This window comes from Flavobacterium sp. ENC, from assembly GCF_020991415.1.
GTDB lineage: Bacteria > Bacteroidota > Bacteroidia > Flavobacteriales > Flavobacteriaceae > Flavobacterium.
The window spans coordinates 627,238-639,544 of record NZ_JAJMOY010000001.1; the positions used below are offsets into that span (position 1 = coordinate 627,238).

Annotated in this window: 10 protein-coding genes and 1 tRNA gene; 1 reads left to right on the forward strand and 10 read right to left on the reverse strand. The window is 36.6% G+C overall.

Annotation, left to right across the window (positions count from 1 at the left end):
• Window positions 1-189: 189 nt before the first annotated feature.
• From LPB89_RS02545 to LPB89_RS02560, 4 genes are all read right to left on the reverse strand, one after another.
• On the reverse strand, window positions 190-801 hold the full coding sequence (locus LPB89_RS02545; protein WP_127338173.1) for a superoxide dismutase: 612 nt from the start codon (window positions 799-801) through the stop codon (window positions 190-192).
• A gap of 138 nt (window positions 802-939) precedes the next feature.
• Complete coding sequence (gene pth, locus LPB89_RS02550; protein ID WP_230700119.1) at window positions 940-1,614, reverse strand: aminoacyl-tRNA hydrolase; 675 nt, start codon at window positions 1,612-1,614, stop codon at window positions 940-942.
• Between the two features lie 1,052 nt (window positions 1,615-2,666).
• Window positions 2,667-3,278: a 50S ribosomal protein L25/general stress protein Ctc gene (locus tag LPB89_RS02555; protein ID WP_230700120.1), complete on the reverse strand. Its 612-nt coding sequence runs from the start codon at window positions 3,276-3,278 to the stop codon at window positions 2,667-2,669.
• Between the two features lie 119 nt (window positions 3,279-3,397).
• A complete protein-coding gene (locus LPB89_RS02560) occupies window positions 3,398-4,339 on the reverse strand; it encodes a ribose-phosphate pyrophosphokinase (protein ID WP_127338170.1) in 942 nt (313 codons plus the stop codon).
• A gap of 286 nt (window positions 4,340-4,625) precedes the next feature.
• Here LPB89_RS02560 and LPB89_RS02565 point away from each other — a divergent pair.
• Window positions 4,626-4,705, forward strand: a tRNA-Leu gene (locus LPB89_RS02565).
• A 49-nt stretch (window positions 4,706-4,754) separates the two neighbouring features.
• Here the strand turns inward: LPB89_RS02565 and LPB89_RS02570 are convergent.
• The 6 genes from LPB89_RS02570 to araA form a co-directional block, all read right to left on the reverse strand.
• On the reverse strand, window positions 4,755-5,048 hold the full coding sequence (locus tag LPB89_RS02570; RefSeq protein ID WP_230700121.1) for a type II toxin-antitoxin system RelE/ParE family toxin: 294 nt from the start codon (window positions 5,046-5,048) through the stop codon (window positions 4,755-4,757).
• Between the two features lie 3 nt (window positions 5,049-5,051).
• Window positions 5,052-5,321 (reverse strand): type II toxin-antitoxin system Phd/YefM family antitoxin, encoded by a 270-nt coding sequence (locus tag LPB89_RS02575; protein ID WP_230700122.1) that lies wholly within the window; start codon window positions 5,319-5,321, stop codon window positions 5,052-5,054.
• A gap of 54 nt (window positions 5,322-5,375) precedes the next feature.
• The gene (locus LPB89_RS02580; RefSeq protein ID WP_230700123.1) at window positions 5,376-5,843 is read right to left on the reverse strand and encodes an OsmC family protein; all 468 of its coding nucleotides are present in this window, start codon (window positions 5,841-5,843) and stop codon (window positions 5,376-5,378) included.
• Window positions 5,844-5,926: 83 nt separating this feature from the next.
• Window positions 5,927-9,085 carry a T9SS type B sorting domain-containing protein gene (locus LPB89_RS02585; protein ID WP_230700124.1) on the reverse strand — a complete coding sequence of 1,053 codons (3,159 nt, stop codon included), beginning with the start codon at window positions 9,083-9,085 and terminating at the stop codon, window positions 5,927-5,929.
• Between the two features lie 311 nt (window positions 9,086-9,396).
• Entirely contained in the window at window positions 9,397-10,581 is a 1,185-nt protein-coding gene (locus LPB89_RS02590; protein WP_230700125.1) for an aldose epimerase family protein, read from the reverse strand.
• Between the two features lie 99 nt (window positions 10,582-10,680).
• A complete protein-coding gene (gene araA / locus LPB89_RS02595; RefSeq protein ID WP_230700126.1) occupies window positions 10,681-12,189 on the reverse strand; it encodes an L-arabinose isomerase in 1,509 nt (502 codons plus the stop codon).
• Window positions 12,190-12,307: the final 118 nt, after the last annotated feature.

The following is a 12,307-nucleotide window of genomic DNA, read 5'->3' on the forward strand; positions in this document are numbered from 1 at the left end:
ATTGGAATAAAGTTTGGTGTGGAATAGAGAATAGAGTTAAGAAAATAGAGGATGGAGAATAGAGGATGGAGAATAGAGGATGGAGAATAGAGTTAAGAAGATCGAGAGCAAAAAATAAACATAAAAAAAAATAGACGGACAACCTTCAGGTCATCCGTCTATTTTCTTTATTCTATACTCTGTTTTCTACTATTTGTCTAAAGCAAATCTTCTTGCTACTTCTGTCCAGTTAATCACACTGAAGAAAGCTTCAATATAATCCGGTCTTCTGTTTTGGTAGTTTAAGTAGTAAGCATGTTCCCAAACATCCATTCCTAAAATTGGAGTTCCTCCGTTACCAGCAACTTCCGGCATTAATGGATTATCCTGATTTGGAGTACCTACAACTTCTAGTTTACCCCCTTTTTGTACTGTTAACCAAGCCCATCCTGAACCGAATTGTGTTGCACCAGCTTTGGCAAATTTTGCTTTAAACTCTTCAAAAGTTCCAAAAGAAGACTCAATGGCAGCTAACAAATCACCTGTTGGCAATCCGCCACCGTCCGGGCTCATTACAGTCCAGAATAAATTGTGGTTGTAAAAACCTCCACCATTGTTGCGAACTGCAGCGTTTGATTTATCTAAGTTGATTAAGATGTTTTCGATTGTTTTTCCCTCTAAATCTGTTCCTGCAATTGCAGCGTTAAGATTTGTTGTATATGCATTATGATGTTTTGAATGGTGAATTTCCATTGTACGGGCATCAATATGTGGTTCTAATGCATCATATGCATAAGGTAATTGTGGTAATTCAAAAGCCATGATATTATGATTTTATGGTTTATAATAATTTATTCCAAATTTAAACATTTAACTTTGGAATAGAAAATACTATTTCGTTATAATTTGATTTAATTAATTGATAAACTGATTTTTTAAGCCTTAAATAGCTGTCAATCTTTATTTTCCATTAAAAGTGGTCATTGTATTTTCTAATCCGGCAGTTCCGAATGACCTGATAATTTCTGAAGCAACTTCTAAACGTTCCGGAAGTTTTGCTTTTTCTTCTTCATCCCACTCTCCCAAAACATAATCTACCTGCTGCCCTTTTTTAAACTGATCGCTGATCCCAAATCTAAAACGGGTGTATTGTTGTGTGTTTAAAACGAGATTGATGTTCTTCAATCCGTTATGGCCTCCGTCACTGCCTTTTGGTTTGATTCGGATGGTTCCGAATGACAGGTTTAAATCGTCTGTAATGACCAGAATGTTCTCTAAGGGAATGTTTTCCTTATCCATCCAGTATTTAACCGCTTTACCGCTTAAATTCATGTAGGTGTTTGGTTTAAGCAGGAAAAAGGTTCTTCCTTTAAATTTATATTCCGCCAAAGTCCCCAATTTTACGGTTTCGAAAGAAAGGCTTTCTTTTCTGGCTAAAAAATCCAGGACTTTAAATCCTATGTTATGTCTTGTATTTACGTATTCGGCTCCAATATTGCCAAGTCCTACGATTAAATATTTTTTATTCACGTTTTTTGGGTGGTTTTTTGGGTGTTCATGAACCTCCGGTTTCATATAGTCTGTGTTCTCTTCTTTTGGTGTTGATGAAAACAGTTTTCTTATCCATTTTATCATGTTTGCAAAAATAGAACTAATTAGATAATATGGCAATTAGATAATTGGATAATTAGCTGCTGATGGTGATTTAACCGCAAAGTATGGTAAAGTCTTATGAAAGTTCGAAAAGGTTTCACGCAGATTTGGCTGATGGAGCAGATTTTTTTATTTCCCATTTTTGTCAGACTGAGCGTAGTCGAAGTCGCGTAAAGTATTTCACTTTAGATTGTCGAGTTTCTGCTAGGAGCTTCGACTACGCCCAGCCTGACCTATTGTAGGTTGATCTTAAAAACTCATAAATCTTGGGGCCTTAAACATTCTGACGTTTCTGTTTAAAAAAAAGATGGCAGTTAGAAAATTTGTGTCATTAACCGCGAAGAGCGCAAAGGTTTACGCAAGGCTCGCAAAGAAAAAAGGTTTCACGCAGATTTCGCTGATGGAGCAGATTTTTTTTTTTGCTCCATTTTTGTCTGACTGAGCGTAGTCGAAGTCCCGCACAGTATTTCACTTTAGATTGTCGAGTTTATGGTGGGGGCTTCGACTACGCTCAGCCTGACATACTGCAGACTTATCCTCTTTGTCCCTTTGCAACTTTGTCCCTTTAAACCTCTTTTACTTATAAAAACTAAACTTCTGGCTAGCCCTGACAGCAGCGGTATCCTTTTGCTGGCTTCTTTAGCCAGGAAAAGATATAGCGGATGGCAGGAATGTCAGGTCTTGAAAACTTTAAAGTTTCTGCTTCTAAATTTGACAATTAAAAATGTGTCTACTAGATAATTTGTTTGAACCTGTAAGATTGATAAAAAATATTCTCGCAGATTTGGCTGATTAAGCAGATTTTTTTTATTGCTCCCATTTATTAGGCGGATTGTAGCCGAAGTACGCGTAAAGTATTTCACGTTAGATTGTCTAGTTACTTGCTCGACTTCGACTTCGCTCAGCCGGACATATTGTAGACTTGCCCTCCTTTGTCCCTTTGATCCTTTGATCCTTTGTAACTTTGAACCTTTTTACAAAAAAAAAAAGCACCAATCTTTCGATTGATGCTTTCTGTATAGATTTGAAAAAAATTATTTTTTCTTTCCTTTTGCAGGAGCTTTTGCAGCTTTTGCAGCCTCCTGAGCAGCTTTCATAGCAGCACGAGAGATTCTTACCTGAGCTACAACAGTGTTTTCCGGGTGCATTACTTTGTATTCCGGAGAACCAACTTTAGTAACGTATAATTTGTTACCCATTTCAAGTGGCGTAATATCAGCTTCAACAAAATCAGGAAGATCTTTAGGTAAAGCTTTTACTTTTAATTTACGAGTGTTCAAACGTAAAACACCACCTGCAAGAACACCTTTAGATGTACCTACAACTTTTACAGGAACTTCCATAGTGATTTCTTTGTCATCAAATAACTGAAAGAAGTCAATGTGTAAAATTCTGTCAGATACAGGGTGAACCTGGATATCCTGTAAAATTGCATTGAATGATTTTCCTTTTCCAAGCTCAATCACAACTGTGTGTGCATTTGGAGTGTAAACCAAGTTTTTGAACGCTGCAGCGTCTGCTGAGAAGTGTACTGCCTGATTTCCTCCGTATAACACGCAAGGAACCGCTCCAGCATTACGTAAGGCTTTAGTTGACACTTTGCCCACGCTTTCTCTTTCTGATCCTTTAATTGTAATCGATTTCATTGTAAAAAAATATAGTTATTAATAAATATTCTTGTTGCTTTAAGCTTTAGGCGATACGCTTTAGGCTTTTTTAAAATGAGAACAAGGCTTACGGCTTAAAGCCTAAAGCGTATTGCTTCTTACATTATAAATTTTCCACTAATGGAATTGTTGTGGTGCACCATGTGCATAACTTCAGCAAAAAGAGGTGCACAACTCACGACTCTTATTTTTTTTGACTCTCTCTTTAACGGAATAGAATCGGTAACAATCAATTCGCTTAATTTCGAATTTTCAATTTTATCGTAGGCATCACCGGATAAAATAGCGTGTGTACAGATTGCCCTAACGCTTAATGCTCCTTTTTCGATCATCAAATCGGCTGCTTTCGCTAATGTCCCACCCGTATCGATCATGTCGTCTACTAATATTACGTTACGGCCTTTTACTTCACCAATCAGTTCCATAGTGTCGATAACGTTGGCTGCTTTTCTTTGTTTGTAACAGATTACTACATCTGATTCCAGGAACTTAGAGTAAGCATATGCTCTTTTTGAACCTCCCATATCCGGAGATGCAATTGTCAGATTTTCTAATCCTAAACTTTCTACGTATGGTAAAAAGATGGTAGAGGCAAATAAATGATCTACCGGTTTTTCGAAAAACCCCTGAATTTGATCTGCGTGCAAATCCATTGTCATTACTCTTGTTGCTCCGGCAGCATCTAATAAATTAGCTACTAATTTTGCTCCAATCGGAACTCTCGGTTTGTCTTTTCTGTCCTGTCTTGCCCAACCGAAGTATGGCATAACAGCTGTAATATGTCTTGCTGATGCACGTTTTGCGGCATCAATCATTAATAACAATTCCATCAAATTATCGGCTGTTGGAAATGTGGAGCACACGATAAAAACACGTAATCCTCTGATTGACTCTTCGTAAGACGGCTGAAATTCACCATCACTGTACGTTGACATCGTTACTTTTCCTAACGGAATCCCGTATTGTTCTGCAATTTTTTCTGCAAGATAAACACTTTGTGAACAAGCAAAAATTTTAGCTTCTGGTTCTAGGTGAGACATTATAATTTGTTGTTTTATTCCGCTGCGCTCCATCCATTGGGCTAGATTGTTTAGCCTAACCAGATGATCTGTATTTGCCTCGGATGTAGTTAGTTGTGTGTGCGTCGTTTTAACGAGGTGCAAATTTATAAAATTTATTGGACACTGAAAGGAAAATTTTAAGTATTTTTAGTAGCACATTTAATTTTATTTTTTACATTTGCACCGTGTTAAAGGAATGACGCCATTTATAACTTCATTCTATTGCGTTAAAATAATCCATTTTGATTGTTTTTTCGTCTGCTAAGCCCGGATGGCGGAATTGGTAGACGCGCTGGTCTCAAACACCTGTGGGAAACCGTGCCGGTTCGACTCCGGCTCCGGGTACAAAAACCTCTTCTTAATGGAAGAGGTTTTTTTGGTTTTATAGCCTTTTTTAGAGTCTAAGCTTTTTAGGATTTTGATATGTATTCCAAAATCGTAATAATTCAATTTTACTATTTTCCGAAATCTTATAATACAATGTAATGTGTTTTGTTACCGGAACCTGATATACATCTTTGTATTTTACCGGTTTAAAAATCAAATTTTGCTTTGTTAGCAATTCTATTAAATCATCCGTTTTTTCTATAAATTTATAAACCTCTTGTAGCGTCCACTCACTTTGTAAATATTCAATGTTCTTCCAGTAATCAATTTTAGCATTCTCTGTCCATATTATTTTGACCATGGATTACCTATTAAATAAATGAGGAAATCGTTTTTTGGTTTCTTCCATAACATCTTGATGCGAATGTACTCTTCCATTTGCAACATCTTCTAAAGCTTCATCTATGGCCGCTTTTTGGTTATCATTTAATAAAGATTCGTCATCTTCTTCGTTTAACGGAATAACAACAAAAGAGCGCCCCTTACTTCTATGAATTATCAATTTTTCAGATTCAGCAATGTCAAGATATTTTTTGATATTCCCTCTAAATTCTGTTACACTAACTGTTTTCATAATCGTATTTTTTACAAATGTACGCTTTTCTGTACATCAACGTGTTTTCGATATTTAAATTACTTCACAACCCGCCTCATGCAAAACAGGGAAATTGCACGAATTCGCTATAAAACACAATTGATTTGCTTTTTCATGTAAACTTAAAGCCAGCTGAATTTGGTCAGAATTTGAAATTTTTACTTTAGGCTTAAGCCGAACTTCAACAAAACGCCCGCTGCCATCTTCAGAAACTTCGAGGGTTGCTTCGGCATGATCTGAGTATTCGATAACTTCTATTCCGTTTTGGGAGCAGACATATAAATACGACATCATGTGGCAGGAAACCAAACTGCTCAAAAGCAAATCTTCGGGATTGTATAAAGCCGGATCGCCTTTGAAGGCTTTAGCTGCCGAAACATTTAAAACAGGTTTTCCTTCTATTTTAATCTGATGGCTTTTACTGTACAATTTTAAAACTGATGCTTCTTGTTTTTTTGAGGTCCAGCTGAGTTCTGCTTTGAATAAATGTTTGAATGTCATGTTTATTTCAATTTTCTGCCATAATTCGATTTATTCATAACGAAATAAAGCTGTTTATGATGCGTAATCAGGTCAGTTGTATCTTATCGCTTTAATGCAAAATGTCCTGAAAATACAACCTTATTATTTAAGTTGGCTTTAAACCAATAATCATCAGATGGCATTTCTTTTCCGTTATAAAAACCATTCCATCCAAAATCATTTTCAGACAGCTCCGTCAGTAATTTACCATATCGGTCAAATATTGTTATTTTAGAATTTGGAAATTTATGGATGCTTTTTATTTGCCAAACATCATTATGTCCATCGTTATTTGGCGTAAAGAATTTCGGGTAATCAACCACGGTAACCTCTTTGGAATCACTTCCACAGCCTTCTTTGTCTCTTACATAGGCAACGTAGGTGCCGCCGGGAACATTAGAAAAATAATTGCTGTCCTGATAATTACTTCCATCTATAGAATATTCAAAATCACCATACCCTTCTGCTATAATTTCAATAAAATTGTCTTCTGACAGTTCCTTATATTTTACTTCTTTGATAGTGGGAAGTATGGACCGTATTAATTCAAATTCAAAAGTATTATCACAATAAATGTTGTTTTTAATTTTACCCACTACCAGCGTATATTTTCCTGCATTTACCAAATCAGCTTCATTAGCATTTGAAATAACATTGCCGTCGGGAGATTTCCAAAGATAGCTATCTAAATCAGCAGCAACACTTACATGCAGTGAAGGTTCCAAATTACATAAAAAGTACGTTTTTTCGATCTTTACAGTTGGTAACTCGTTTACGATTAGGTCGAAACTTGTTTCAGCATTACAAAGACTGTTTATTTCGTTTTCTACCCTGACTTTTATAGTTTGGGATTTTGTCTGGGTATTTTGAAATAAAGCCGGAAAAGGAGTCGGCAACTGATTTCCGTTACTGTCAAAATACATTATTTTCAGACCGGATTGGTTGCCTGTAATTTCAGTTTCTAAACCGGACATATCAAAAGTGGAAAAGCCATTGCCTTCATCACAAGCATACTTAGCAGCTGGTTTAGTAATGAGCGGCTGTGAAGTTGTTTTCAAAACTAATGGTGTTTCTTTATAACAGTTAGTCAGACTATTCGTTACCCTAACCGTTATGGTTTCCTTATTAACAGTCGTATTTCTGTAGGGATTGGGCAAAGGAGCCGGTAACGGATTTCCAAGCGCATCAAAGTAAGAAACTTTCATTCCGTTCTGATTTCCTAAAACAGCAGCTTCAACATTTGAAGTATCAAAATATTCTGAAATACCATCCTTGTTATCATCACAGCCAATAAGCTCCTGCAACGGATTTGCTGTAGGTAACGGATTTACTATTAATTTAAAAGTGGATTCGTTGTCGCAATTTGTATCTGTATTGGTTAGTTTTACTCTGATTACTTCTTCGTAGGCAATTAAATTGGTAATTGCATTTAGCGGAGATTGTATTTGCTCCCCATTTGAACGATAAAATTCAACCTTTTTATTTGTTGCCGTTCCTATAATTGCAGCCTCTGCTTGTTGTAAATTAAACACCGTAAAACCATCTGTATCATTATCACATCCTTTTAAGTCCGCAACAGAAAACTGTGGCAATGGGTTTACAATTAAATCGAAAGTAGTCTCAGAAAAACAGCAAGGATTATCCTCGTGAGCAACTCTTACCGTTATTGTTTCCCTGTCTTTAACTGTATTTGTAAACGGATTTGGCAATGTGCCATATTTGTTGCCTTTACTGTCGATAAAAGTAACTGTTTTTCCGATTTGCCCTCCTAACACCTGCTTGGTAGTTGTTGAAGTATCAAAAGAGGTCGAAAATCCGGTGTTCAAATTATTTTCACAAGCATAAATATTATTAATTCCATATGCTTTTGGCGGCTCTTTGGATTCAATTTTTTCAGTTAAAACTTCACGTGTTCTATCTTTTGCAATAACCGTGGCCGTTACCGTGTATTGGCCATCTGCCGAAAAATCATGAAAGGGAGATAAGTCTGTAGAAGTATTCTTTGCTCCTGAATCCGGATCTCCAAAATCCCATGCAATTGAGGCAATTTTCGACTGATCACTAACGCTAAATTCTTTTAAAAATTCAGAACAAATATTCGAAACGTTCATTTCAAAAATATTATTTCTGACCTGATTTACATTTCCTGTCACATTGATATAGAAATTAGCTTGTGGTTTTCCAAAATCAGCAGTCGAAACATATCCGCTTCCCAGATCAGGATACCCCGGTAAAGCAGTACAACCCCGTTGCCATGACACATCATCATTTTGTGTCGTACCCGCTATAAAAGCAACGCCGTCTCCGTAAACAATCCCTTTATGAACTTCTACCAAAATTTTTTTTATCCCAGCCGGAATTTTGATTGGTTTATCAAAATCTACTTGTATAATTTGAGAATTCTCATCAATATTGGCTCTAAGCTCTTGCTCCTGACTGCTTCCTATTAATTTTTTCTCAGAAAAAGAACAAGGAAAATTATCATCTATCTCATAGATATTAAAACCAACTTTAGCCGAATAACCCGTTTTATTTATTCCAACCTGCCCCGAATTAATTACAAATTCTTCATTGCCTGATATGCCAAAGTCTTTTAAGTTAAAAGCTCTTGCCCAATAAATATCATTCCATTTGCATGAATGTATACCGGTATCAATTAATTCATCATTGAGGTTATGCGATAATCTGGTAACAGGTCCTAAACTTTTTGTATTAAATACTTCACCTGTAACATTGATGTAAAAATTTGCATTTGGAACAGGAATAGTTAAATCTGTGGTACGCGACAGCCCATGCTCTAAATCGCAACCTAAATACCAAGATTCTCCATTGTCTTGTATAGTACCAGCTATATAAATTTCTCCTGACTTCGGATTATAAATATCCCTGATCTTATGTACTGTAACCATAATTCTTTTAGTTCCGGCCGGAACAATTATTGGTTCATCAAAATCAAACTGAAAAATTTGCGGAGTACCATTAATAACTGTTGTTGGGTTAAAACTGCGACTTCCAAGTACTGTTCTTGGAAATGAAGAATAAAAGAAAACGGGAAAGTTGTCATCGATACTATAAACCGAAAAATATAAATTTGAACCTTCGTCAGATTTGCTAATTCCGATCTGTCCTGATTTAATCAAAAATTGTTCATTTGGCGCTATGCCAAAATCTGATAATGTAAATATCCGTGACCAGGCTTCATCCCTATCACAAGTATACATATCCGTCTTAACAAGTGTTGTTCCAACGTTATGAGTTAAAGTTATTTGGGCATTTATATATTGAAAAGAGAGAAAAATAAGAAGTAAAACTGCTTTTTTAAATCTGTTTTTTTGAGTTATGACCATTCTTATTTAGGTGTTTTTCAGCTGCGTTTATTTTTAAATTTTCGGATATTATCAAAATCAAACTTCCGGTAATCAGCATCAAATATAAGAATGAAACGGTATAAATCCAGTTTAAAATAAAAAAACCTCGCAAGCATAACTTACGAGGTTTTTCAGAGAATTGAACTAGTAAACAAATCCTAAAACTATTTTTGTACAGAAAATTTAAAAGTAGTTTTAGTTTTATAATTTTCCCCTGGATTTAAAACCGTTGTCGGGAAGTTTTTCTGGTTTGGAGAATCCGGATAATGTTCTGTTTCCAGACAAAGTCCGGTTCGGTGTGCGTATGTACCACCGTTGCGTGTTGGTAACGTTCCGTCAAGGAAGTTCCCGGAATAAAACTGAATTCCGGGTTCGTCGGTTGTCATTTCCAGCACTCTTCCGCTTGCTGCATGGTATACTTTTGCGATAATGGTTTTTCCTTTTTCAGGATTATTCAGTACCCAGCAATGGTCGTATCCTTTTCCTCTTTCTAATTGCTCGTTTTTAGCTGCTATGTCTTTTCCAATTAATTTTGGTGTTCTGAAATCGAAAGGCGTATTGGCAACATCTTCTAATTTTCCTGTCGGAATAAGCGTTGCATCCACCGGAACTAATTTATCTGCATTTAAGGTCAATTCGTGATCTAAGATTGTTTTTGTAAAATCTCCCGATAAATTGAAATACGAATGCTGCGTCAGATTCACCACTGTTTTCTTATCTGTGGTGGCTTCGTAAAGCACTTCTAACTGATTGTCACTGGTCAAAGTATACGTTACAAAAACCTGTAAGTTTCCGGGATACCCTTCTTCTTTATCTTTGCTCAGGTATGATAATTTTAAAGAAGCCGTGTCTCCTGATTTTGCCTCATCGGCTTTCCAAACAACATTAAAATATCCCTGTGGTCCACCGTGCAAAGCATTTGGCGTATTATTGATTGCTAGTTGATATTCTTTTCCGTCTAAAGAGAATTTCCCTTTAGCAATTCGGTTTCCATATCTTCCAATCAAAGCTCCAAAGAATGGATTTTCCTTTTCATATTGTGCCAAAGAATTAAATCCTATTACTACATTTTCAGAAACACCGTTTTTATCAGGCACTTTCAAATCTGTAATTCTTCCGCCAAAAGTGATGATATCCACTTCCATCCCATTTTGGTTTTTCAATTTGTAACTGTCTACTTTTTCTCCTTTGGTGGTTGTCCCGTAAGAAGATTTTTCGATTGTAACTGTAGCTTTTTTATCCGAAGAAACTGTTGTAGTATCCATTTTTTTATCGCTTTTGCATTGAATTGAAAGTGTAGCTAAACTCATTAAGCTAATTCCAAAAACGCAACGTTTTAGTACATTCATAAATGATATTTTTTAATTGGTGTAAAATGTTAGATGTTATAAGTTAAAAGTACAAAAAACTCTGAACCTTTGTCACTTTGAACCTTTGCGCCTTAAAAATTACAATCCATGCTGAAACAAATGATAATAAGCCTCATTGGCATTAATCTTATCTTTAAAATCTCTTACCGTCGTTTTCTCATCAATCACCAACAATTCGATTCCGGCAATATCCGCAAAATCTTCCATGTATTCTGTGGTGATCGCCTGACTGTAAACGGTGTGGTGCGCGCCTCCGGCTAAAATCCAGGCTGTTGCCGCAATGTCAAGGTTTGGTTTACAATCCCATAAAACTCTGGCCACCGGTAATTTTGGCAATTCTGCCATTGGTTTTACGGCTACGACCTCGTTAACAATCATACGGAAACGATTTCCCATATCGACTAGTGAAACATTGATGGCTTCCCCGGCAGGTGAATTAAAAACCAGACGAGCCGGATCTTCTTTTCCTCCAATGCCTAACGGATGCACCTCACAAGAAGGTTTTGACTCCGCAATTGACGGACAAATTTCCAGCATATGAGATCCTAAAACATAGGATTTTTGTGGTGTAAAATGATACGTATAATCTTCCATGAAAGAAGTACCTCCTTCAAGCCCCACATTCATGACTTTCAAAGCTCTCACCATGGCAGCTGTTTTCCAGTCGCCTTCGCCACCAAAACCGTATCCGTCTGCCATTAATCTTTGTGTGGCAATTCCCGGTAATTGTTTCCAGGCACCCAGATTTTCGAAGGTATCGGTAAAGGCTCCAAAACCTCCTTCTTCAAGGAAAGCTCTTAACCCTAATTCTATTTTTGCGGCTTCAGCCAAAGAACTTCTTTGTGCCCCGCCTTGTTTTAAAGAATCCGTTAAAGCATAAGAGGATTCGTAAACGGCTAACAAATCGTTTAGTTGCTGCTCCGTAACTTTGTCAATATATTTCGTAACATCTGAAGAATCATATCCGTTAACCGACATTCCAAAACGAATTTGGGCTTCTACTTTATCACCTTCTGTAACGGCAACTTCACGCATATTGTCTCCAATACGGGCTACTTTTAGGTTTTGAAGCTCATCCCAGCCTAAAGCTACTCTTGTCCAAACCCCTAATTTGTTTAAAACGCGGTCGTCTTCCCAGTGACCCACAACTACTTTACGTTTTTTACGCATTCTGGACATGATGAATCCAAATTCACGATCTCCGTGTGCCGACTGGTTCAGGTTCATGAAATCCATATCGATACTTCCCCACGGAATTTCTGCATTGTACTGTGTATGTAAATGGCATAATGGTTTTTTAAGGATATTCAAGCCGCCAATCCACATTTTAGCCGGAGAAAAAGTGTGCATCCAGGCAATAAGACCGATACAGTTTTTAGCCGAATTGGCCTCTAAACATAAATCCAAAATCTGAGCAGGAGATTTTACTACCTCTTTATAAACCACTTTTACCGGAATATGAGACGATCCGTCTAATCCTTTTGCAATTAGCTGCGAATGCTCCGCCACTTTTCTTAGTGTTTCTTCACCGTATAATTCCTGGCTTCCTACTACAAACCAGACTTCTTTTTGAGAAATATCTATCATTTTGTTTTGTTTATTTTGTTTCAAGTCTCAGGTTGTTGGAATCTGGAAATCTTGAATTGTTATTTTTTTGTTTCACGTTCCAGGTTTCACGTTCCAATAACCTGAAACAAAAAAAACC

Coding starts and splice junctions, on each gene's coding strand:
- LPB89_RS02545 (WP_127338173.1), bottom strand. CDS start 801: ATGGCTTTTGAATTACCACAATTACCTTATGCATATGATGCATTAGAA.
- pth (WP_230700119.1), bottom strand. CDS start 1,614: ATGATAAAATGGATAAGAAAACTGTTTTCATCAACACCAAAAGAAGAG.
- LPB89_RS02555 (WP_230700120.1), bottom strand. CDS start 3,278: ATGAAATCGATTACAATTAAAGGATCAGAAAGAGAAAGCGTGGGCAAA.
- LPB89_RS02560 (WP_127338170.1), bottom strand. CDS start 4,339: ATGTCTCACCTAGAACCAGAAGCTAAAATTTTTGCTTGTTCACAAAGT.
- LPB89_RS02570 (WP_230700121.1), bottom strand. CDS start 5,048: ATGGTCAAAATAATATGGACAGAGAATGCTAAAATTGATTACTGGAAG.
- LPB89_RS02575 (WP_230700122.1), bottom strand. CDS start 5,321: ATGAAAACAGTTAGTGTAACAGAATTTAGAGGGAATATCAAAAAATAT.
- LPB89_RS02580 (WP_230700123.1), bottom strand. CDS start 5,843: ATGACATTCAAACATTTATTCAAAGCAGAACTCAGCTGGACCTCAAAA.
- LPB89_RS02585 (WP_230700124.1), bottom strand. CDS start 9,085: ATGTATACTTGTGATAGGGATGAAGCCTGGTCACGGATATTTACATTA.
- LPB89_RS02590 (WP_230700125.1), bottom strand. CDS start 10,581: ATGAATGTACTAAAACGTTGCGTTTTTGGAATTAGCTTAATGAGTTTA.
- araA (WP_230700126.1), bottom strand. CDS start 12,189: ATGATAGATATTTCTCAAAAAGAAGTCTGGTTTGTAGTAGGAAGCCAG.